Genomic DNA, 21,581 nt, shown 5'->3' on the forward strand with positions numbered 1-21,581 from the left:
GCGAACCGGGTGCAAAACGAGGAGAGACTGGCCCGGGGGGGGATGGGCCAGTCTCTCTCGTGTGCGAAGCGGTCGGCGAGTGGACCGGGGGGGAGGTCAGCTCACCGCCGCTGAGGACCAGTGTGGCGGGGCCGACGGCATCTGTCCAACACATGTTGTCGATGTGTGCCATCATCGATGGTGATGGACCTCCGACAGCTGGCCGCCCTCACCGCGGTCGCCGACACTGGCACCTTCTCCGCCGCGGCCGACGTGCTCCACACGGTCCAGTCCAACGTCTCCACCCACGTGGCCCGCCTGGAGCGCGAGCTCGGGGCCACCCTGGTCGACCGGTCCGCCGGACGCCTCACCGAAGAGGGTGAGGTGGTCGTGGCCCGGGCCCGACGCATCGCCGCCGAGCTCGACGCCCTGGCGGCCGACGTGGCCTCGCTGCGCGACGAGGTTGCCGGTCACGTGCGCCTCGGCGTCATCGGCACGACCGGCCGCTGGCTGATGCCACCGCTGCTCACCGCCATGGGCGTCACCCACCCCAAGGTCGAGGTGGCGGTCCTCGAGGGCAACACCACCTCGCTCCTCCCCCAGCTCGCCAGCGGTGCGGTCGACCTGGCGGTGGTCAACCTGCCCGTCGACGACCCCGACATCGCCGTCGAACCGATCTTCGAGGAGGACCTCATCGTGGTGGCGCCCACCTCACACCCCCTCGCCGCACTCGACGTCGCCGACATCGCCGACCTCGCCAGCCACGAGCTGCTCCTCACCCCGCCCGGCAACTCGATCCGCACCGAGCTCGACAAGGCGGCGGCGGCCGCCGGCGTCGAGCTGAAGGCCAAGGCCGAGCTCGACGGACTTCGTCTCATCGCCTCGCTCACCTTCGAGGGCTTCGGGGCGGCGGTGCTGCCGGCCAGCGCCGTGCCCCGGTGGCTCACCGGTGAGTGGCGGCGCATCCCGATCACCGGTCTCGGCCGTCGCCAGGTCGGCGTAGCCCGCCGGCGGCGCGGCCTCCTGTCGGCGCCCGCCCGCGCCCTGCAGGAGGTCCTGGCGGAGGTGGTCACTGAGCAGTCGAAGATCCAACCCGGCCTCGACCCCCTCACCGACCGATGACCTCCCGACCCACCACGACCCTTCGGGGGCACGTGCCGGGAACGGCGACCGCCGAGGTCACCGAGCTCGACGGACGCCGCGTCGTCCTCGCCCGCGTCGACCCGACCACCCGGCGGGGCGCGCTCGACCTCACCAGCGGGGAGACCCTGGCCGCCGCCGCCCGTGCCGCCCTCGATGCCCGCCTGCCCCTCGTGGGTGTGATCTCCTCGAGCGGCGCCGACGTGCACGACGGCGTCGCCGCGCTCCACGGCTGGGGCGGCGCCGCCCGCGCCATCGCCGCCTGTGGCGGCACGGTGCCGGTCCTGCTGGCGGTGACGGGGCCTACGGTGAGCGGGCCCGCTCTCCTCCTCGGGATGGCCGACGTCGTGGTGGCCACCGAAGCCGCCTCCGCCTACGTCGTCGGCCCCGGCGCCGTGGCCTCCTTCACCGGCGAGCGCCTCACGGCGCGCGAGCTCGGCGGTGCCGACGCCCTCGCCCGCCACAGCGGGGTGGCCGCCGCCGTGGTCGCCGACGAGGAGGCGGCCCTGTCGTGGCTGTCGGCCGTCCTCACCCACCTCCCCGACAGCTGCGACGACGAGCCGCCGTCCTGGGCCACCGACGACCCCCCCGACCGGCCGACCCCCGAGGCCGGGGCCCTGATGCCCGCCACCGCCACCGGGAGCTACGACGTCCGCCACATCGTCGCCGCCGTGGCCGACGAGGGCGAGCTGCTCGAGCTCTGGTCGGCCTGGGCGCCCAACCTCGTCACGTGCCTCACGACGATCGGCGGCTACACCGTCGGGGTGGTGGCCAACCAACCCATGTCGCTGGCCGGCACCCTCGACATCCCCGCCAGCCAGAAGGGCGCCCGCTTCGTGTCGATGTGCGACGCCTTCAACGTGCCGCTGCTCACCCTGGTCGACACGCCCGGGTTCTTCCCCGGCAAGGACCTCGAGTGGCGGGGCATGATCCGCCACGGTGCCCAGCTGGTGGGTGCCTACGCCCGGGCGACGGTGCCGCGGATCTGCATCGTCCTTCGCAAGGCGTACGGCGGCGCCTACATCGTCATGGACTCGAAGAAGATGGGCAACGACCTGTGCCTGGCCTGGCCGTCGGCCGAGCTGGCCGTGATGGGCGCCAAGGGCGCGGTCGAGATCCTCCACCGCCGGGCCACCCCCGAGGTGCGGGCCGCGGCGGAGGCCGACTACGCGGCCACGCTCCTCACCCCGTGGGTGGCCGCCGAGCGGGGCTATGTCGACGCCGTGATCGACCCCGCCGAGACCAGGGAGGCGGTGACCTCGGCACTGGACGTGCTGCGGTCGAAGCGCGAGCACCTCGGCCGCCGGAACCACGACAACCTTCCGCTCTGATCCAGCGCGAGACCCGGGGCCGCTCTCAGCGGGCCTCGTCGGGCTCGTGGGGGTACTCGTCGTGGGGCTCGAGCACGGTGATGACGCTACGGTCGTCCATGACCGAGACCCTAGGGCGAGCTCCCACGTAGCCGAAGAGCTGACTCGCTCCTTCCACATCGATGGCCGAAGCGACGGCTCCGTGAACCCACGGTTGGCCCGCCGACTAGAAAGGGGAGGGCACACAGAGCGCACGCGACGAGAGTGACGGGAGCCAGTGAGCGAGACGATCACCATCACCGATGACCGGACGGGCAAGTCGGTCACCGTCCCCATCGAGCAGGGCACCTTCCCGGCCTCGGCCATCCGCGAGCTCGATCCGAACCTCTACGTCTACGACCCGGCCTTCATGTCCACGGCCAGCTGCGCCAGCGAGATCACCCTCGTCGACGGCGAGGCCGGCATCCTGCGCTACCGGGGCTACCCGATCGAGCAGCTCGCCGAACGGTCGACCTTCCTCGAGGTCGCCTACCTGCTGATCCACGGCGAGCTGCCCACCAAGGACCAGGGCGAGGCGTGGCGCCACGAGGTCACGGTGCACACCTACGTGCACGAGAACGTGAAGCACTTCATGCGCCAGTTCCACCACGACGCCCATCCCATGGGGATGCTGGTCTCGACCACCGCGGCGCTCTCGACCTTCTACCCCACGGCCAAGGACATCGGCGACGAGGACACCCGCCAAAAGCAGGTCGTCCGCCTCATCGCCAAGATGCCGACGCTGGCCGCGTTTGCCTACCGCTTCAGCGTGGGCCAACCCTTCGTCTACCCCGACAACAGCCTCGACTACGCGTCCAACTTCCTGTCGATGATGTGGAAGATCGCCGAGCCCCGCTTCGACGCCAACCCGGCGCTGGCCCGAGCACTCGACGTGCTGTTCATCCTCCACGCCGACCACGAGCAGAACTGCTCCACCACCGCGATGCGCACCGTGAGCTCCAGCCAAGCCGACCCCTACTCGGCCACGGCCGCCGCCTGCGCCGCCCTCTACGGTCCCCTGCACGGCGGCGCCAACGAGGCCGTCATCCACATGCTCCAGCGCATCGGCAGCGTCGACCAGGTCCCCGCGTTCATCGAGTCGGTGAAGCAGGGCGAGGGCCGGCTCATGGGCTTCGGCCACCGGGTCTACAAGAGCTACGACCCCCGGGCCACGATCGTGAAGCGCACCGCCGACGAGGTGTTCCAGATCACCGGCTCGAACCCCCTGCTCGACATCGCGCTCAAGCTCGAGGAGGCCGCTCTCTCCGACGACTACTTCACCGAGCGCAAGCTCTACCCCAACATCGACTTCTACTCGGGGCTGATCTACCAGGCCATGGGCTTCCCCCTGGAGATGTTCACCGTCCTCTTCGCCATCCCCCGCACGGCGGGGTGGCTGGCGCACTGGCTCGAGCTGCTCGACGACGAGGAGCAGCGCATCGCCCGCCCCCGCCAGCGCTACATCGGCGAGGGGGCCCGCGACTACGTGCCCCTCGGCGACCGCTAGGACTCCGGCCCGCTCAGGCGGGCGCCACGTCGACGACGATCTTGCCCACGTTGGCGTTGGACTCCATGTGGCGGTGCGCGTCGGCGATGTCGGCGAGGGCGAAGCGGCGGTCGATGACCGGTCGGGCCAGCCCGGCGTCGAAGAGGGGCAGCACCTCGCGCCCGAAGCGCTGGGTGACGGCGATCTTCTCCTCGAGGGGCCGCGCCCGCAGCACCGTGCCCCTCAGGGTGGCTCGCTTGGGGAGCAAGAGCCCGAGCGGGAAGGTCGCCATGGCGTCACCCATGACGCCCACCTGGACGATGGTGCCGCCCACCCGCAGCGCATCGAGGTTGCGGGCGAGGTAGTCGCCGCCGATCACGTCGAGGACCACGTCGACCCCGGCACCCCCGGTGGCCGCCTTGGCCGCGGGCACGAAGTCGTCGCTGGTGTAGTCGACCGCCACGTCGGCCCCGAGGTCGAGGCAGGCCGCCACCTTGGCGCTCGAGGCGGTGACCACGACCCGGGCGCCGATGGCCTTGGCCACCTGGGTGGCGGCGGTGCCCACGCCCGACGCGCCGGCGTGGACGAGCGCCACTCGACCCGAGGTGAGGCCGCCCTGGAGCACCAGCGCATCCCAGGCGGTGATCCACACCTCGGGGATGGCCGCCGCGTCGGCCACGCCGACAGAAGCGGGCACGGCCATGAGCTGGCGCTCGTGAACGGCGATGCGCTCGGCGTAGGCCCCGCCGCCGACGATGCCCATCACCTCGTCGCCGGCCGACCACGCCCGCACCCGTTCCCCCGCCGAGACGACCCGGCCGGCGAGCTCCATGCCCGGGATCTCGTGGGGCATCGGGGGGCCCGGGTACCGGCCCAGCCGCTGGAGGAGGTCGGCCCGGTTGAGGGCCGTGGCCACGACCTCGACCACCACCTCCTCGGGCCCCGCCACTGGGTCGGGCACCTCCCGGATGGTGAGCACCTCGGGACCGCCATGGGACTCCAGCACGACTGCACGCATGCCCGAGAACCTACGCGCCGGGCGCCCGCCGCCCCACCGGGGCCGCCGTAGGCTGGGCCCATGGACTTCGCCCTGCCGGACGAGCTGGAGAAGCTGCGCCTCGAGGCCGAGGAGGTGGCGGTGGCCGCCGCCGCCGACCTCGAGATCAAGGAGGACAGCTGGATCAACAGCCACGACCGCGCCTTCTCCGAGGAGCTCGGCGACCGCGGGTGGCTGGGCATGACGTGGCCAAAGGAGTACGGCGGCGGCGAGCGCACCGCCCTGGAGCGGTTCCTCGTGTTCGAGGCCATGATCGCCAACGGGGCGCCGATCGCCGCCACCTGGTTCTGCGACCGCCAGATGGGCCCGTCGCTGCTGGCCTTCGGCACCGAGGACCAGAAGCGCCGCTTCCTGCCCGACATGATCGCCGGCAAGGCCGCCTGGTGCATCGGGATGAGCGAGCCCGACTCCGGCTCCGACCTGGCGTCGCTGCGCACCAGGGCCGAGCGCGACGGCGACGACTTCGTGATCAACGGCCAGAAGGTCTGGACCTCCTTCGCCGCCCTGGCCGACTACTGCTACCTGATCTGTCGCACCAACCCCGAGGGAAAGGCCCACCAGGGGCTCTCCGAGCTGATCGTGCCCATGGACACGCCGGGCATCGAGGTGCGGCCCATCACTGACATGACCACCAACTCGCACTTCTGCGAGGTGATGTTCGACGACGTGCGGGTGCCGGCGTCCAACCTCGTGGGCGAGCTCAACGGCAGCTGGAAGCAGACGATGAGCCAGCTCGAGCACGAGCGGGGCGGCATCGACCGCCTGCTCAGCAACCGGGCGCTCTACCGCGACTCGCTCCCCCGCGCCGACATGGCCGACCCGCGCATCCGCCAGGAGGTCGCCGCCCTTGAGTCGTTCTACCGGATCGGCCGCCACCTCATCCTGCGCGAGGTGCTGGGCCAGGCCCCCAAGGGCTGGTCGGCGCTGACCAAGACCGCCGCCACCACCTTCGAGCAGCGGGTGGCCGAGTTCTGCGCCCGGGTCCACGGCCCCGAGACCATGCTCTGGAACCGGGTGTCGCGAGCGGTCTGCTACGCCCCCGCCTACACGATCATGGGCGGCACCAACAACGTGCTGCGCAACATCATCGGCGACCGCATGCTCGGCCTCCCGAGGGGCTGAGCACTAGGTTGCACCGCATCGAGGAACCCTCCGGCGCCACGCCGGCGACCGCCCACCGAGGAGAACCGCCCACATGAGCCACTGGGGCTTCGACACCCGCCAGGTCCACACCGGCGCCGAGGCGATGCTGGGCCTCACCGCGGCGAGGGGTGCCTGATGGCCCGGATCCTGCTCGCCACCGACGGCTCCGATCTCGCCACCCACGCCGCCAAGACGGCCACCGAGCTGTTCGGCCCCGCCCACGACTACACCGCCATCGTCGTCGTGCCCCCGCCGCCGGCCGCGGTGCCGGTCGGCGAGGCCGGGGTGGCCCCCATGGTCGACCCCGCCGTCAGCGAGGAGCAGACCGCAGCGCTGGCCCACGAGGCCGAGGTCGTCCTCCAGCTGGTCGACGACGCCACCGCGGTGCCGCTGCGGCCCAAGGTGGTCCACGGCGACCCGGGGCGGACCATCTGCGAGGTGGCCCGCGACTTCGACGTCGTGGTGGTCGCCTCCCACGGCACCGGGTTCTTCAAGCGGCTGCTGATCGGCTCGGTCAGCAACCACGTGCTGCACCACGCCCCCTGCCCGGTCTTCGTGGTCCGGGAGAAGAACCAGGACTGACGACGCTCACCGAAGGATCTCCTCCGGTTCAGACCTCGTCGAGGTGTCCCTGGCGGAGCTCCTCTTCGCGCTGCTTCTGCTCCTGCATCGCCGTGAGCACGGCCTCGAAGATCTTGGCGGTGTCGGCCTCGAGGTGCTTGCGGGCCGAGAACAGCAGGGCGGCGCCGAGGAACACCGGAAAGCTGATGATCACGAAGGCGGTGCGCAGGTTGTCGTCGTAGGCGTTCGACAGGAACGACACGACCAGCGGGGCGGCCGCCTGGCCGAAGAGCACCGAGGCCAGGTTGAAGGCGCCGAACCCGGCGCCGCGGAGGTTGGCGGGCACCGCGTCGGACAGGCCGGCCCGAAGCGCCGGGATCGACATGGTGAGCGCGAAGATCCCCACCAGCTGGAGCAGGTAGGTGGGCAGCACCGCCAGGCGTGCGTACGACACCATGAAGAAGAGGTTCCCGATGAAGATGCACATGGCAGGGATGGCCATGCGCCCGCCCTGGATCCGGGTGACGTACTTGTCGGCGACCTTGCCGCCGTAGAGGACGCCGGGAATCCCGCCGAGGATGAGCAGGGAGCCGACGAGGAGCTGGGCCGTGCCACCCGCGACGCCCAGCTGGCGCTCGTAGAACGACGGGAGCCACACGCTGATGCCGGTGACGGTGAACAGCAGCACCCCGACGCCGACGAGGGCGTAGCGCATGGTGCGGATCCGCGAGATCGTCTTCATGTCGGCGACCAGCCCGCGGGCCATCTCCCGGAAGAACACCCGGAGGCCCTCGTCGAGCAAGTTCGGGCCGAGGCCGTCGTCGTCCTCGTCGCTCTCGCTGACCCCGGCGTGCATGCGGTCGGCGGCGCCGCGCCTGGGCTCGCGGAGGCGGTAGACCATGAAGGCCACGACGACGCTCGGGCTGCCGACGATCAGGAACGCCCAGCGCCAGCCGAGGGTGGCGCCGACGAGGCCACCGAGGCCGAGTCCGATGCCCATGCCGACCATGCCCATGACCTGCTGGATGGAGAACGCCTTGCCGCGCTCCTCGAGCGGGTAGTAGTCGGCGACCAGGCTGTTGGCCGACGGCTCGGTGATCGCCTGGCCGAAGCCGAGCGCCGAGCGCACCGCCACGAGGAAGCCGTAGTTCGGTGCCGCTGCGGTGATGGCGGTGATGCCCGACCACAGCAACATCGTGTGGCCCACCGTCCGGGTGCGGTTCCAGCGGTCGGCGAGGTAGCCGGCGGGGATGGTGATGAGGCCGTTCACCAGGATGAAGCAGCTGGCGAGCAGGCCGAGCTGGGGGTCGGAGAGCCCGAACTCGGCGCGCAGCTGCTCGAGCACGCCGCGCAGGATGCTCTGGTCGATCTGGTCGGTGAGGACCACGAAGCCGAGGACCCACATCGGCCACGAGTCGGAGCCCTTTCGGGTGGCCGAGGGCGGGATCACCGGAGAGGAGTCGGCCGATGCCGCCGCCGCCGACGCCGCCGGATCGGGCACCGCGCCCAGCGTCCTCGGATCGGGGACCGCGCTCGTCTCGACGTCATCGCTCATCCACTTCCCTTTCGGCGCCGTAACGCTTTTCTCCTGCTTCTCAGGGAGATGATCAGGCGTGGCATCGGTCACCTCGGCTCAGGTGAGCCGGATCCGTCCCTCGCCGGCCCTGGCCGCGCCGACCACGGCGGCGGCGTGGCCGCTCGAACGTAGCGTCTCCACCATCCCCGGGGCGGCCTCGGGCGCCAGCCCCACCAGCAGCCCACCCGACGTCTGGGCGTCGGCCAGGAGGGTGACGGTGACATCGTCGACGCCACCACGGTCGAGGCGGTCCTCGACCCACTCGAGGTTCCGTCCCGTGCCCCCCGGCACCACGCCGGCCTCGGCCAGGGCGCGGGCTCCGGGCAGGAGGGGCACCGCCGGGCTGTCGATGACCACGTCGACCCCCGACTCGTCGGCCATGCGCCGGAGGTGGCCGAGGAGGCCGAAGCCCGTCACGTCGGTGGCGCCGGTGGCGCCGGCCTCGACCGCCAGGCGGGCGGCCACGTCGTTGAGGCGCACCATCGAGGCCACCGCCGCTTCGACCGAGGCGGGGTCGGCCCCGTCGCGCTTGATGGCGGTGGTGATCACCCCGGTCCCGAGCGCCTTGGTGAGGACCAGGGCGTCGCCGGGTCGCAGCCCGGCGTTGGTGAGGAGGTGGTCGGGGTGGACCTCGCCCACCACGGCCAGGCCGTACTTGGGCTCGGGGTCGTCGACGGTGTGACCGCCCGCGATGACGAAGCCGGCCGCGGACGCCACGTCGGCGCCGCCCGCCAGCACCTCACCGAGCAGGTCGGTGGACAGCTCGTCGACGTTCCACCCCACGAGGTTCAGCGCCAGCAGCGGCCGGCCGCCCATGGCGTAGACGTCGGAGACGGCGTTGGTGGCGGCGATGCGGCCCCAGGTGCGCGCGTCGTCGACCACCGGCGTGATGAAGTCGGCGGTCACCACCAGGGCGCGGTCGTCGGCGACGCGCCAGACGGCGGCGTCGTCACCCGTGGCGGCGCCCACGAGGAGGTCGGGGTGGTCGATCGGGGCCATGCGGCGCAGCACCTGCGCCAGCTCGCCGGGGGCGAGCTTGCCCGCTCAACCAGCCCCGTGGCTGAACTCGGTCAGCCGACGGCTGTGGCGGTCCACGCTCCCCTCCCCTCGTCCGGACGGCGTGCTGGCGGTCGCCCCGGATGCTAACGGTGCCGGACGCGAGGCGAGCCAGCCTGGGTAGGGTCGCTCGCATGGCCGCCAGCACCGTCCAGGTCGACGTCCACCTCGGACCCGCCGACCTCACCGCCGCCCTCCTCGAGGAGGCCCGGGTGGGGCTGGGGTCCCAGCCGAAGGCCCTCTCCCCCAAGTGGCTCTACGACGAGCGGGGCTGCGACCTGTTCGACCAGATCACCCGCCTCGACGAGTACTACCCCTTCCGTCGCGAGCGCTCAATCCTCCAGGCCCGGGCCGCCACGATCGCCGAGGCCACCGGCGCCGACACCCTTGTCGAGCTGGGCTCGGGGACCTCGGAGAAGACCCGGCTGCTGCTCGACGCGCTGGCCGGCGCCGGCACCCTCGAGCGCTTCGTGCCCTTCGACGTGAGCGAGCCCACGCTGCGGGAGGCGGCCGGCGCCATCATCGCCGAGCACCCCTGCATCGCCGTGCACGCCGTCGTCGGCGACTTCGAGCACCACCTCGACCGCCTCCCCGGCGGCGGCCGGCGCCTGATCGCCTTCCTGGGCGGCACCATCGGCAACCTCGAGCCCGACCTGCGCGCCGCCTTCCTCCGCGAGATCAGCGCGGGGATGGGCCCCGACGATGCCCTCCTCCTCGGGACCGATCTGGTCAAGGACACGAGCCGGCTGGTCCGGGCATACGACGACGCCGAGGGCGTGACCGCCGCGTTCAACAAGAACGTCCTCGCCGTGCTCAACCGCGAGCTGGGGGCCGACTTCGACCTCGACGGCTTCGACCACGTCGCCTGCTACGACGACGAGCGCGACCGCATCGAGATGCGACTGCGGGCCCGACACGCCACCTCCGTGGTGGTGGAGGCCCTCGCCACCACGGTGACCTTCGAGGCGGGCGAGGAGGTCCGGACCGAGATCAGCGCCAAGTTCACCCGACCCCTGGTGGAGGCCGACCTGGCCGCCGCCGGCCTCGGTCTCGACGCGTGGTGGACCGACGACGACGGCGACTTCGCCCTCTCGCTCAGCCGCCGCTGACGCGCGCCACGCCCATCGCTGTTGCGCCGATCCCCACAAGCCGGACATCCTGGCGACGATGGCCACCAGTGAGACCACGTCCGAGCTGAACACCCGCGAGCGACTGCTCGCGGCCGCGTTCGAGGTCTTCGCCGAGAAGGGCTACGCCGGCACCCGCGTCCAGGAGATCGCGGCCCGGGCCGGCTTCACCACCGGCGCCATCTACGCCAACTTCGCCGGCAAGGCGGCGCTGCTCGGAGAGGCGCTCGGCTCCAACGGGCTCGGGGCGCTCCAGTCAGTGACCCGCCCCCTGGGGGAGGGCGGCCGCCCCGCCGACGTCCTGACCGCCCTCGGGATGCGGTCGCTCACGGGCGAGCGCAGCACCCGCGACGTCGTCCTGCTCGACGCCCTCGCCGCGGCTGCCCGCGACCCCGAGGTCGCCGCACTGGTGATGCCGCGCATCACCGCCTGGACCGACGGCCTCCGCGAGGTCATCGAGCGCAGCGCCGACGAGGGCGGGATCGACCCCCGGTTCTCCACCGACGCCCTGGTGACCCTCGCCACCGCCGTGGGGCTGGGCTCATTCGTGCTCCGCGCCCTCGACGCGCCCCGCCCCGCGGTCGGGGAGCTCGAGGAGGTCTGGTCGCGCCTCATCGCGTCCTACGCCCCTCCCCGCGAGGCGTAACGCCCCACTCAGATGCTGGGCGCCTCGGTCCAGCGACCGAAGACGTCGGCCATGGCGTCCATGAGCTCGCCCACCGTGGTGTAGGCCCGCACCGCGTCGAGGAGGGTCGGCATCAGGTTGACGGTCGGGTCGGCCGCAGCGGCGCGCACGGCGTCGAGGGCGGCGGCGACCGCGGCGTCGTCGCGGTCCTGACGGACCTGGGCCAGGCGCTTGCGCTGGAGGTCCTCGACCTCCGGGCCGATCCGCAGCAGCGGTGGGACCTCGTCGTCGCCCTCGGTGAAGCGGTTGACTCCCACCACCACGCGACGGCCGTCGTTGACCCGCCGCTCGAAGCGGTAGGCGGCGTCGGCGATCTCGCCGGTGAACCACCCGTCCTCGATCGCGGCGTGGACCCCCTCGAGGATCGACCCGCCACCCAGCTGGTCGAGGTGGGCGAAGACCTCCTCGGCCTGACGCTCGAGCTCGTCGGTCATCCACTCGACGTGGTGGGACCCTCCGAGCGGGTCGGCCACGTGGACCACGCCGCTCTCGTGGGCGATCACCTGCTGGGTCCGCAGGGCCAGGCGCACCGCCTTCTCGGTGGGAAGGGCGAGGGCCTCGTCGAAGCTGTCGGTGTGGAGGCTCTGGGTGCCGCCGAGGACGCCCGCCAGCGCCTCGATGGCCACGCGGGCGAGGTTGACCTCGGGCTGCTGGGCGGTGAGGGAGACCCCGGCGGTCTGGGTGTGGAACCGCAGCTGCCACGACCGCTCGCTGGTCGCCCCGTAGCGGTCGCGCATCCACCGGGCCCAGATGCGGCGGGCGGCGCGGTACTTGCCGATCTCCTCGAAGAAGTCGATGTGGGCGTTGAAGAAGAAGCTGAGGCGCGGCGCGAAGTCGTCGACCGCCAAACCGGCGGCCATGGCCGCCTCCACGTAGGCGAAGCCGTTGGCGAGGGTGAACGCCAGCTCTTGCGCGGCGGTGGAGCCGGCCTCGCGGATGTGGTAGCCCGACACCGACACGGGGTGCCACCGGGGCATCTCTGCTGAGCAGAACGCCATCGTGTCGGTCACCAGCCGCATCGACGGCCGGGGCGGGAACACGTACTCCTTCTGGGCTTGGTACTCCTTGAGGATGTCGTTCTGGAGCGTTCCGCCGAGAGCGGCGCGCGCCACGCCACCCTGCTCGGCCACCGCCACGTACATGGCCAGCAGCACCGCCGCCGGCGAGTTGATGGTCATCGACGTGGTGACCGAGGCGAGGTCGATCCCGGCGAAGAGGTCCTCCATGTCGGCCAGGGAGTCGACCGCCACGCCGGCCCGGCCCACCTCGCCGAGCGCGAGCGGGTCGTCGGAGTCACGGCCCATGAGGGTGGGCAGATCGAACGCCGTCGACAGGCCGTCGCCCCCGGAGCGCAGGATCTCCTTGAACCGGGCGTTGGTGTCGACCGGCGTCCCGAAGCCGGCGAACATCCGCATCGTCCACAGCTTCGAGCGGTACATCGAGGCGTAGAGCCCCCGGGTGTACGGGAACTGGCCGGGGTGCTCGCCGTCGTCGGGCCCGTGGACAGCCTCGACGGGGATGCCCGACATCGTCTCGAAGTCGGCGTCGCGGATCGGCGACGCCCCGTAGGCCGCCTCCCAGTCCTCTCTCGCCGTCATGACCCGAGGGTAGGCCGCTCGGCGCCGGACGCGCCGTCCATCGCCTCTCCTCCCGGTGGCTTCGCCGCCAGGAGGACCGCAGCGGCGACGAAGGTGGCCAGCGCCGTGACGGTGAAGGGGACGGTGTAGCTCCCGGTGAGGTCCTCGAGCCACCCCACCGCGAACGGGCCGACCCCGCTGCCGGTCTGGCTGGCCACGCCGACGAGGCCGTACACGGTGCCGAACGACACCATCCCGAAGACCTCGCTCACGAGCAGCGTCTGCATCATGTAGATGTTGCCGATCGTGAAGCCCACCACCAGGACCATGGCGTAGGTGACCACGGTGCTCTCGACGGCAACGACGATCAGCACGGCGCAGCCCTGCACGACGAGGAGGCTCACGGCGAGGAGGCGCTTGTCAAGGTTGTCGGCCACGATCCCCACGACGAGGCGGGCCACGATGCTGCCGAAGGCGGTCACCGACAGCGCCAGCGCGGCGGCGTTGGCCGAGTCGAAGCGCTCCTCCAGGAACGACAGCTGGTGGATCACGAACCCGGTCTGGGCCATGAGCACGAGCATGAAGCCGACGAGGATCGCCCAGAACGCCACCGTGGCCGTGGCTTGGCGGCGGCTCCACACCCGGAGCTGGACGTCGTCGCCGAGGCTGGCGCGGGCGACCTTGGGCGGCGGTGCGCCGCCGTCGGGTCGAAGGCCCATCTGGGCCGGGTCCCAGACCAGGACCCCGAGGACGACCGGGACGCCGAGCAGCAGGACGACGGCGCCGAGCACGGGGCCGGCGAGCTCGAGGCCGCCGACCCCGACCAGGACGGTGCCGAGGGGCACGAGCAGCACGCCGCCGACCGAGACACCGGTGAAGGAGATGCTCATCGCCCGGGCCCGACGGTTGACGAACCACCGGGCGAGGGTGGCGTTGACCGCCACCGCGCTCGACAGCCCGAACCCGACGGCGAGCACGGTGTAGACGGCGTAGAGCTGCCAGAGGGTGGCGACGAAGCCCACCGCGGACGCGGCGCCGGCCAGGAGCACGATGCCGACGAGCTGGAGGCGCAGCGGCCCGTGGCGGTCGATGCGCGGCCCGACGAGCGCCCCGGTGATGCCGCTCACGCTGAAGTACAGCCCGGTGGCGCCCGACACCGCGGCGTTGGACCACCCGTGCGCCTCCTGGAGGGGCCGGAGGAACACGGCGAGGCCGTAGTAGCCCACACCCACCGTCACCAACAGCAGCAGCCCGCAGGCGAAGGCGATGTACCAGCCGTAGAACACCGACGACGGCAGGACCCGCGCCGCCAGGGGCACGTGGGGCGGGGGGCTCGGCACCCGCCCCTTCTACACCGTCGGGTCAGCCGAGGGGGACGAGGCCGACGAGGCTGGGACGGAACGGCTCGGTGCCGAGCGCCAGCTGGACCTCGCCGAGGCCACCGTGGGCGTGCAGGTAGGCCACGGCCCGGTCGAGGTCGGTGACCCCGTTGCTGCCGGCCAGAGGGGCCAGCGCCAGGGTGCTGAGGGACCCCATGGCAGAGCCGTCGCTGCTGAGGAAGGCGCTGCCGGAGTCGCCAGGGATGCCAGGCGACGCGGTGTAGACGGGGTGGTTCCAGTCGCCGGACCCCTGACCGAGGCTGACGCCGGTCTTGGGGCTGAGGGTGTGGATCCCGAAGCGCAGCGACGAGTTGCCGTAGCTGTAGACGTCCTCGCCGAAGGAGGTGGTGGCGCCGAGGGCGACCGGGCCGCCGTAGACGGGGATGGAGGGGTTGACCCGGCCGTGGTCGGCGGGGTCGAGGCGCACGAGGGCGAAGTCGTTGTACCGACAGGTGTTCGTGTCGCCCTCATCGACGCGCTGCATGGTCAGCCACGACGAGTACGCCAGCGTGCCGGGCTCGGTGGCACCGCCCACGCGGACCTCGCTGCCGAGGGGGAGCGACCCGGCGTTGCAGCCGTTGGTGTCGGTGGCGGCGCCGAGGCCGGTGCAATGGGCCGACTGGCCGATGTAGACCTCGCTGCCGGCGTAGAACACGAAGTTGGAGGTGCACTGCCCGCTGTCGGACCGCGTCTGGACCCCTGGGTGGATCGGCGCCGTGGCGGCCGGGGCCCATTCGGGGGAGGTCGCCTGCGAGGGAGACGGGGCCAACACCGCCAGGAGGGCGATGGCGGCGGCGATGACGAGGCTGCGTTGCATGGTCATGTCTTTCAGGACAGATGGGCCGGGCGGACCTTGCGGTGTCTCCACGTCGTCGCCGGGCTTCGGGTGTCCACGGTACCCAGACCACCGCGAACTACACCTTCACCCCCAATGGGCACCCCGACGGGGCGCCTTTGCGCCCCCGGGTCGGCCTCCCTACGGTGACCGGTCGTGGCTGACTTCACCACCGACCTCGCCTCGGCCGACGACGAGACGATCGCTGCCGCCGTCGAGCACGCCGAGGTGCACACGATCCTGCCGGCGCTGGCCGCTGCCCTCGGCGACCGCTCGCTGGTGCCCGACCACCTCAGGCCCGACCCCACGGTGCTGATGGACCCCACCGCCGGGCTCTCGCCCGAGCTGCAGGCCGAGGGGCGCGCCATCGCCGTCGAGGCCCTCGGGCGGCTCCGCGACACCGACGTCCCCCACGTCCCCGAGCCCGACGCCGACGTGCTCCGCCACCTCCTGGAGTACGCGTCCGGTGGCGCCGACGTCGACGAGTACCTCGAGCTGCTCCGCGACGAGCTGGGCATCGGCGACGACCTGCGCACCCCCGACTGGCGCAAGGACGACCTCGCCCCCGACCGGCCGTACCGGGTGGCGGTCGTCGGGGCCGGCATGTCGGGCCTGGCCGCCGCCCACCGGTTGCGCCAGGCCGGCCTCGACGTGGTGGTGCTCGAGAAGAACGCCGACGTGGGGGGCACCTGGTTCGAGAACGTCTACCCGGGCTGTCGGGTCGACGTCTCCAACCTCTTCTACTCCTACTCCTTCGCCCAGCGCGACGACTGGCCCGAGCACTTCTCCAGCCAGCAGGTGCTCCTCGACTACTTCCGTGCCGTGGCCGACGAGGCGGGCATCCGCCCCCTCATCCGGTTCGGCACCGAGGTCACCTCGATCGAGCTGGACGAGGCCACCATGCGCTGGACGCTCCAGACCGTCGACGACGACGGGCAGGAGGAAGCCGTCATCGCCGACGCGGTGGTCAGCGCCGTGGGCCAGCTCAACCGGCCGAGCCTGCCCGACATCCCCGGCGTGGAGCGCTTCGAGGGTCCGGCGTTCCACTCCGCCCGCTGGGACCACGACATCGATCTCGAGGGCAAGCGGGTCGCCGTGATCGGCACCGGCGCCAGCGCCGCCCAGTTCATCCCCGTGATCGCCGAGGAGACGGCGTCGCTGACGATCTTCCAGCGCACTCCGGCCTGGTTCATCCCGGCGCCGACCTACACCGAGCAGATCAGCCCCGAGGTGCGGTGGCTGCGGCGCAACGTGCCCGGCTACACCCACTGGAGCCGCTTCTGGGTGTTCTGGCGGAGCGTGGAGGGGCTGATGCCGCTGGCAACCGTCGACCCCGAGTGGGACGGCGGCGAGCGGTCGGTGAGCGCGTCGAACGAGATGATGCGCGAGATGCTCACCGCCTACCTCTCCGCCGAGTTCGCCGACCGGCCCGACCTGCTCGACAAGGTCGTCCCGCAGTACCCGCCGTTCTCGAAGCGGTTCATCCTCGACGACGGCGCCTGGGCCCGGACCCTCAAGCGCGACGACGTCGACCTCGTCACCGAGGGCATCGCCGAGATCACGGCCGAGGGCGTGCGGACCGTCGACGGCACCCTCCACGAGGCCGACGTGATCATCTACGGCACCGGCTTCCAGGCCTCGGACTTCCTCACGCCCATGAAGGTCGTCGGGCGGGGCGGCCGCGACCTCCACGAGGTGTGGGGCGGCGACGCCCGCGCCTACCTGGGCATCACCCTGCCGGGCTTCCCGAGCTTCTTCATGCTCTACGGCCCCAACACCAACATCGTGGTCAACGGCAGCATCATCTACTTCTCGGAGTGCGAGGTGCACTACGTGGTCGGCTGCATCCGGGAGATCCTGGCGAGCGGCGCCCGGGCCATCGACCCCAAGCCCGAGGTCCACGAGGCCTACAACGAGCGGATCGACGAGGGGAACCTGCGCATGGCGTGGGGCGTCTCGACGGTGAGCTCCTGGTACAAGAACGCCACCGGCCGCACCGCCCAGAACTGGCCGTTCAGCCTCCTCGAGTACTGGCAGCAGACCCGTGAGCCGGACCTCGACGACTACGAGGTGCTCTAGGCCCGGTGCCCGAACGGCCCCGCTTCCACCTCGCCATCCCGGTCGACGACCTGGCCGCTGCCCGGCGCTTCTACGGCGAGGTGCTCGGCTGCGCCGAGGGACGGTCGAGCCCGTCGTGGGTCGACTTCGACCTCCACGGCCACCAGCTGGTCGCCCACCTGGCGCCCGGTGCCGGCGACGTCGCCCGGACCGCGGTGGACGGCGACGACGTCCCGGTCCCCCACTTCGGCCTGCTGCTGGAGCTCGACGACTGGGAGGACATGGCCGAGCGCCTCCGCGACGCCGGCACCGCCTTCGTGGTCGAGCCCCACGTCCGGTTCGAGGGACGACCCGGCGAGCAGCGCACGCTTTTCGTGCGCGACCCCGCCGGCAACGCCATCGAGCTCAAGTCCTTCGCCGACGACGCCATGGTCTTCGCCCGCGACCTCGAACCATGACTGATCTGGTGCTCCGAGTGGGCCGTAGAGGACTTGAACCTCTGACCTCTTGCGTGTCGAGCAAGCGCTCTACCAACTGAGCTAACGGCCCGGTGCGGCGGTCACGCTAGCAGCCGTTCCGGCGGCCCCCGAGCCGCTGCCGACACCCTGCACAGCGTCCAGCGGAGGCCCGATGTGGTAGACGTTCCGCCCATGGGCGAGCTCGACGACCTCGACGGGCGGCTCATCCACGCCCTGGCCGCGTCACCCCGCGCCGGGGTCATGGAGCTGGCCCGCCAGCTCGGCGTCGCCCGGGGCACGGCCCAGGCCCGGCTCGACAAGCTGGTCTCGAGGGGGGTGATCACGGGCTTCGACCCCGACCTCGACCTCGCCGCCCTCGGCTACGGCGTCGTCGCCTTCACCACCCTCGAGATCGCCCAGGGCCGCCTCGACGACGTGGTGACGCACCTGCGCGACCTGCCTGAGGTCCTCGAGGCCCACTCGATCACCGGGCCCGGCGACCTCCACTGCAAGATCGTCGCCCGCACCAACGACGACCTCCAGCTGGTGATCAACCGCATGCTCGAGGTGCAGGGCATCGTGCGCACCTCGACGGTCATCGCCCTCACGGAGCAGATCACCTACCGAACCCTTCCCCTCGTGGCCGGCGCCTCCGCCGACGGGCACGACGGGTGAGCACCCCGCTCCCGCGGTCGTCGTTCCCGGTCACCACCACCCACCGGTACCTGAACCACGCCGGGACGGCCCCGCTGCCACGCGAGGCGGTCGCCGCCATGACCCGCCAGGCCCAGGAGGCCTCGGCGGCCGGCTCCCTCGCCGTGGATGGCCACGAGCAGATGGCCGACGAGGTGCGGGCCGCCGCCGCCCGCCTCATGGGCGTGCCCACCGCCGACGTGGCGTTCGTCAAGAACACCACCGAGGGCCTCGGCTTCGTCGCCAACGGCCTGACCTGGGCGCCCGGCGACCGGGTGGTCGTACCCGACCGCGAGTTCCCGTCGACCATCTACCCCTGGACGGCGCTGCGCGACCTCGGCGTGCAGGTCGATCTGGTGGCGCCACGGGGTGAGGGTTGGGCGCTGCCGGTGGAGGCCTTCGCCGAGGTGATCGCCGCCGGGCCGCCGCCCCGGGTGGTGGCCACCAGCTGGGTGCAGTTCTCCCGCGGGTGGCGCACCGACCTGGCGGCGCTGGCCGAGGTCACCCACGCCGCGGGTGCACTGCTGTGCGCCGACGTCATCCAGGGCCTCGGGGTGATCCCCGCCGCGCTGGAGGCGTGGGGGGTCGACTTCGCCATGGCCGACGCCCACAAGTGGATGCTCGGCCCCGAGGGGATCGGCGTCCTCTACGTCCGCCGGTCGTGCCTCGAGCTGCTGCGCCCCCTTGAGCCGGGTTGGGCCTCGGTGGCCCACCGGGAGTCGTGGGAGAACCGCGAGCTGATCTGGGCCGACGACGCCCGACGGTTCGAGGGCGGGACGGCAAACCACGTCGGGACGGCGGGCATGGGCGCGTCGCTGGCCATGCTCGAGTCGGCCGGGGTCGACGCGGTGTGGGCGCACGTGGATGCCCTGTGCGACCGGGCCGTCGCCGGCCTGACCGAGGCCGGCGCCACCGTGGTGTCCGACCGCTCCCCCGCCGGATGCTCCGGCATCGTCACCTTCACCGTGCCTGGGATCGACGCCCTGGTTGTGCACGACGCCCTCGGCGCCGCGGGCGTCGTCACGTCACCGCGGGGTGGCGGGGCGCGGCTGTCACCCCACGCCTACAACACCACCGAGGAGATCGACGCCCTCGTCGAAGCGGTCGAACGCCTCGGCTGACGGCTCTCGTGGCGGTTCCTTCCGCATTGCGTCTCGCCGGGCGGCCGAGAGCGCACGAAAGCGTCACGAGAAGGACTCGTCGCCTTCGTGGCGCCGACGTCGGGTGAGCACCTCGCGCGGAAACTGCCTCCGACGACGGAGCGGCGGCAGCGAGACTGACCGCCGTGCCGGTGCGGATGCATGACGACGAGGTGGAGATCGACGAGGGCCTCGTCCGACGATTGGTGGCAACGCAGTTCCCAGAGCTCGCCGATGAGCCACTGCGCCTGGTTGAGCCATGGGGGACCGACCACGCCATTTGGCGTCTCGGCGGTGACATGGTCGTCCGCCTGCCGCGCATCCACTGGGCCATCGAGCAGGTCGACAAGGAGGCGACCTGGTTGCCGCGGTTGGCCCGGCACCTCACCGTGAGGGTCCCCGAGCCCGTCGCCATAGGCGAACCGACTGCCGAGTACCCCTACCGGTGGGCGATCCACCGGTGGCTGCCAGGTGAACCGGCGAGCGTCGAGCGCGTCGAGGACCCGCTCGCCTTCGCTGGCGAGCTCGCTCAGGTCGTGATCGAGCTCCGATCGGTGCCCATCGAGGGCGCTCCGCCGGCACAGAACCGCGCGCGCCCGCTCCAGGAGTACGACAGACCCACCCGCCGAGCCATCGCCGCAGCCAGCCACCTGATCGACGCCGAGGCGGCCATCGCCACCTGGGACGAAGCACTGGCAGCGGCACCCCACGACGGGCCGCCGGTGTGGGTGCATGGCGACCTCGAGGGGAACTGCCTCCTCGCCGACAGTCGCCTGTCGGGCCTGGTCGACTGGGGCTCGGCCTGCGCTGGCGATCCCGCCGTCGACGTCCAGGTGGCGTGGTCACCGCTCTTGACCGAAGGCGCACGAGCCCACTTCCTGCACCTGGTCGGAGCCGACGACGCCGCGATCGCTCGCAGTCGTGGCGCCGCGGTCAACCAAGCGTGCGCGGCACTGCCGTACTACCTGCACACCTATCCGCTGATCGTCGAGCGCTCTCGCCACAAGCTCCAAGCGCTCGGCATCGACGTGAACGAGACGTCGTAGCCGATCGCTCAGCCGCTGACAGCTGGCCCCGGACGCGCCTGCTCCCGGCCGTCAGACCGGGAGCAGGTGGGTTTGCTGGTTGTTCCTCGTCGACGCCGAAGCGAGCGCCTCAGCCGGGTCTCGAACGCCGAGCAGGGATCCTGCTGGAAGGGTTGGCGGGACCGCAGGGTGCTGTCCGGCGCCGACGAGGGCGATGGGTGCCGGCTCAGGGCGGGCTTCGCTCCGGGTGGAAGGGCGAGCGAACGTTCAAGTCGCTTTTCCTTTCGCCGCGGGATGGGTCTCGCCGGGCTCCCTGCCCCTTGGGCACGGGTGCTCGTCGTCACCTTCGATCAAACGCCTCTGCGGCCCGGGCGTCAACCCCTTCCGGCCCGATTCCCAAGGTTTTCCTCCGGCCCCCCGGCGCGCGAATGCGGCGCACGCCCCGACGAGGTCGGTCGGCCCGCCGCTCAGCCGCTGGAGGGGAAGCCGAACCACGTGGCTCGGGCTGCTGCCAGCAGGGTGCCGTCGACGTCGAAGAGGGCGGTGCCGGCGAACATCTTGCGACCGTCGACGCCGATCTGCCACCCGGTGACGACGTGGTCGTGGTCGGCGTGCACCGTGGCGTGCTGCTCGAAGACGATGCGGCCGAGGAGGCCGGCGCGGAGTCCGTCGACGATGAAGGCGAACGCGCCGGGACAGTCGAGGGCGGCGAGCACCCACTGGGCGTCGACGGTGCCGTCGGTTGCGGCGAACGCCGCACCAGGCCGCCACACCCCCGCCACCTGGGCCACGCCGCCCACCTCGAGCGGGCCGGCGAAGACGCGCAGGCCGTCGCCGGACTTGCGCCGGTTCCCGCACCCGAAGCAGGTGGGGTGCACGCCGCGCCCCTCGTGGTGCGAGGGCGAGGCGGCCTCGGCTGCCCGGGCGTCGTCGACGGTGGGGGCCGGCGGCACGTCGAGCTCGAGGCTTGCCGGCTCCGAGGCGGTCACCACCTCGTCGCCGTGGCGGAGCTCCCATCGGCCCTCCTCCACCTCGTCGAGCGTCAGGGTGACGTCGAGGGGGGTGGGACGGCGCAGCGTGACCTGCACGGGGCCGTCGGTGCGGCTGGCGAAGAGGCCCGCCACGTAGCCGCCGTGGCCCATCGACGGCGGGCCGGCGAAGCGGCTGGGGATCTCGAGCTCCATCCCGTGTTCCTAGCAACGCCCGCCCCGGGTGGGGCAATCCGGCGCCGGTGTCCCGGCGCCACCGCCGCGGGGGT

General features: G+C 72.0%; 19 protein-coding genes and 1 tRNA gene. 12 read left to right on the plus strand and 8 right to left on the minus strand.

Annotated features, from left to right (window positions below; all coding sequences use genetic code 11):
* Positions 1-183 precede the first annotated feature (183 nt).
* From VMN58_12360 to VMN58_12370, 3 genes are all read left to right on the plus strand, one after another.
* Positions 184-1,101 carry a LysR family transcriptional regulator gene (locus tag VMN58_12360; GenBank protein HUF33990.1) on the plus strand — a complete coding sequence of 306 codons (918 nt, stop codon included), beginning with the start codon at positions 184-186 and terminating at the stop codon, positions 1,099-1,101.
* Between the two features lie 32 nt (positions 1,102-1,133).
* The gene (locus VMN58_12365; protein ID HUF33991.1) at positions 1,134-2,450 is read left to right on the plus strand and encodes a carboxyl transferase domain-containing protein; all 1,317 of its coding nucleotides are present in this window, start codon (positions 1,134-1,136) and stop codon (positions 2,448-2,450) included.
* A gap of 256 nt (positions 2,451-2,706) precedes the next feature.
* Positions 2,707-3,975 carry a citrate synthase gene (locus VMN58_12370; protein ID HUF33992.1) on the plus strand — a complete coding sequence of 423 codons (1,269 nt, stop codon included), beginning with the start codon at positions 2,707-2,709 and terminating at the stop codon, positions 3,973-3,975.
* A gap of 13 nt (positions 3,976-3,988) precedes the next feature.
* Here the strand turns inward: VMN58_12370 and VMN58_12375 are convergent, their stop codons facing one another.
* Entirely contained in the window at positions 3,989-4,972 is a 984-nt protein-coding gene (locus VMN58_12375; protein ID HUF33993.1) for an NAD(P)H-quinone oxidoreductase, read from the minus strand.
* 60 nt (positions 4,973-5,032) lie between these two features.
* Between VMN58_12375 and VMN58_12380 the strand changes: the two genes are divergently transcribed.
* Positions 5,033-6,133 (plus strand): acyl-CoA dehydrogenase family protein, encoded by a 1,101-nt coding sequence (locus VMN58_12380; protein HUF33994.1) that lies wholly within the window; start codon positions 5,033-5,035, stop codon positions 6,131-6,133.
* 156 nt (positions 6,134-6,289) lie between these two features.
* A complete protein-coding gene (locus VMN58_12385; protein ID HUF33995.1) occupies positions 6,290-6,736 on the plus strand; it encodes a universal stress protein in 447 nt (148 codons plus the stop codon).
* A gap of 28 nt (positions 6,737-6,764) precedes the next feature.
* Here the strand turns inward: VMN58_12385 and VMN58_12390 are convergent, their stop codons facing one another.
* Both VMN58_12390 and selD read right to left on the minus strand, forming a co-directional pair.
* Positions 6,765-8,270 carry an MFS transporter gene (locus VMN58_12390; protein HUF33996.1) on the minus strand — a complete coding sequence of 502 codons (1,506 nt, stop codon included), beginning with the start codon at positions 8,268-8,270 and terminating at the stop codon, positions 6,765-6,767.
* A gap of 78 nt (positions 8,271-8,348) precedes the next feature.
* Positions 8,349-9,386 (minus strand): selenide, water dikinase SelD, encoded by a 1,038-nt coding sequence (gene selD, locus VMN58_12395; protein HUF33997.1) that lies wholly within the window; start codon positions 9,384-9,386, stop codon positions 8,349-8,351.
* 95 nt (positions 9,387-9,481) lie between these two features.
* Between selD and egtD the strand changes: the two genes are divergently transcribed.
* Positions 9,482-10,456 carry an L-histidine N(alpha)-methyltransferase gene (gene egtD / locus VMN58_12400; protein ID HUF33998.1) on the plus strand — a complete coding sequence of 325 codons (975 nt, stop codon included), beginning with the start codon at positions 9,482-9,484 and terminating at the stop codon, positions 10,454-10,456.
* Positions 10,457-10,514: 58 nt separating this feature from the next.
* Positions 10,515-11,120: a helix-turn-helix domain-containing protein gene (locus tag VMN58_12405; GenBank protein ID HUF33999.1), complete on the plus strand. Its 606-nt coding sequence runs from the start codon at positions 10,515-10,517 to the stop codon at positions 11,118-11,120.
* 8 nt (positions 11,121-11,128) lie between these two features.
* On the opposite strand, the gene VMN58_12410 is transcribed toward VMN58_12405, so the two are convergent.
* Genes VMN58_12410 through VMN58_12420 form a run of 3 tightly spaced genes read right to left on the minus strand, consistent with a single transcriptional unit; the run spans position 11,129 to position 14,938 of the window.
* Positions 11,129-12,757: a methylmalonyl-CoA mutase family protein gene (locus VMN58_12410; protein HUF34000.1), complete on the minus strand. Its 1,629-nt coding sequence runs from the start codon at positions 12,755-12,757 to the stop codon at positions 11,129-11,131.
* Positions 12,754-14,076, minus strand: a complete 1,323-nt coding sequence (locus tag VMN58_12415) for an MFS transporter (GenBank protein HUF34001.1) — start codon at positions 14,074-14,076, stop codon at positions 12,754-12,756. Before VMN58_12415 ends, VMN58_12410 begins: the two co-directional genes overlap by 4 nt.
* Positions 14,077-14,098: 22 nt before the next feature.
* A complete protein-coding gene (locus tag VMN58_12420) occupies positions 14,099-14,938 on the minus strand; it encodes a hypothetical protein (protein HUF34002.1) in 840 nt (279 codons plus the stop codon).
* 168 nt (positions 14,939-15,106) lie between these two features.
* Between VMN58_12420 and VMN58_12425 the strand changes: the two genes are divergently transcribed.
* Together VMN58_12425 and VMN58_12430 are read left to right on the plus strand one after the other, a co-directional pair.
* Complete coding sequence (locus tag VMN58_12425; GenBank protein ID HUF34003.1) at positions 15,107-17,029, plus strand: NAD(P)/FAD-dependent oxidoreductase; 1,923 nt, start codon at positions 15,107-15,109, stop codon at positions 17,027-17,029.
* Positions 17,030-17,034: 5 nt separating this feature from the next.
* The gene (locus VMN58_12430) at positions 17,035-17,466 is read left to right on the plus strand and encodes a VOC family protein (GenBank protein ID HUF34004.1); all 432 of its coding nucleotides are present in this window, start codon (positions 17,035-17,037) and stop codon (positions 17,464-17,466) included.
* Positions 17,467-17,484: 18 nt separating this feature from the next.
* On the opposite strand, the gene VMN58_12435 is transcribed toward VMN58_12430, so the two are convergent.
* Positions 17,485-17,557: transfer RNA gene (locus VMN58_12435), tRNA-Val, on the minus strand.
* A 101-nt stretch (positions 17,558-17,658) separates the two neighbouring features.
* On the opposite strand from VMN58_12435, the gene VMN58_12440 reads away from it, so the two are divergent.
* The 3 genes from VMN58_12440 to VMN58_12450 all read left to right on the plus strand — a co-directional run bounded on the left by VMN58_12440 (position 17,659) and on the right by VMN58_12450 (position 20,344).
* Entirely contained in the window at positions 17,659-18,141 is a 483-nt protein-coding gene (locus VMN58_12440) for an Lrp/AsnC family transcriptional regulator (GenBank protein ID HUF34005.1), read from the plus strand.
* Positions 18,138-19,280: an aminotransferase class V-fold PLP-dependent enzyme gene (locus tag VMN58_12445; GenBank protein HUF34006.1), complete on the plus strand. Its 1,143-nt coding sequence runs from the start codon at positions 18,138-18,140 to the stop codon at positions 19,278-19,280. Before VMN58_12440 ends, VMN58_12445 begins: the two co-directional genes overlap by 4 nt.
* A 164-nt stretch (positions 19,281-19,444) precedes the next feature.
* Positions 19,445-20,344 carry an aminoglycoside phosphotransferase family protein gene (locus tag VMN58_12450; protein ID HUF34007.1) on the plus strand — a complete coding sequence of 300 codons (900 nt, stop codon included), beginning with the start codon at positions 19,445-19,447 and terminating at the stop codon, positions 20,342-20,344.
* A gap of 446 nt (positions 20,345-20,790) precedes the next feature.
* On the opposite strand, the gene VMN58_12455 is transcribed toward VMN58_12450, so the two are convergent.
* Positions 20,791-21,507: a hypothetical protein gene (locus tag VMN58_12455; protein HUF34008.1), complete on the minus strand. Its 717-nt coding sequence runs from the start codon at positions 21,505-21,507 to the stop codon at positions 20,791-20,793.
* Positions 21,508-21,581: the final 74 nt, after the last annotated feature.

This window comes from Acidimicrobiales bacterium, from assembly GCA_035512495.1.
Taxonomy (GTDB): Bacteria; Actinomycetota; Acidimicrobiia; order Acidimicrobiales; family CADCSY01; genus DATKDW01.

Coding starts and splice junctions, on each gene's coding strand:
- VMN58_12360 (HUF33990.1), top strand. CDS start 184: ATGGACCTCCGACAGCTGGCCGCCCTCACCGCGGTCGCCGACACTGGC.
- VMN58_12375 (HUF33993.1), bottom strand. CDS start 4,972: ATGCGTGCAGTCGTGCTGGAGTCCCATGGCGGTCCCGAGGTGCTCACC.
- VMN58_12380 (HUF33994.1), top strand. CDS start 5,033: ATGGACTTCGCCCTGCCGGACGAGCTGGAGAAGCTGCGCCTCGAGGCC.
- VMN58_12385 (HUF33995.1), top strand. CDS start 6,290: ATGGCCCGGATCCTGCTCGCCACCGACGGCTCCGATCTCGCCACCCAC.
- VMN58_12390 (HUF33996.1), bottom strand. CDS start 8,270: ATGAGCGATGACGTCGAGACGAGCGCGGTCCCCGATCCGAGGACGCTG.
- egtD (HUF33998.1), top strand. CDS start 9,482: ATGGCCGCCAGCACCGTCCAGGTCGACGTCCACCTCGGACCCGCCGAC.
- VMN58_12405 (HUF33999.1), top strand. CDS start 10,515: ATGGCCACCAGTGAGACCACGTCCGAGCTGAACACCCGCGAGCGACTG.
- VMN58_12410 (HUF34000.1), bottom strand. CDS start 12,757: ATGACGGCGAGAGAGGACTGGGAGGCGGCCTACGGGGCGTCGCCGATC.
- VMN58_12420 (HUF34002.1), bottom strand. CDS start 14,938: ATGACCATGCAACGCAGCCTCGTCATCGCCGCCGCCATCGCCCTCCTG.
- VMN58_12440 (HUF34005.1), top strand. CDS start 17,659: ATGGGCGAGCTCGACGACCTCGACGGGCGGCTCATCCACGCCCTGGCC.
- VMN58_12455 (HUF34008.1), bottom strand. CDS start 21,507: ATGGAGCTCGAGATCCCCAGCCGCTTCGCCGGCCCGCCGTCGATGGGC.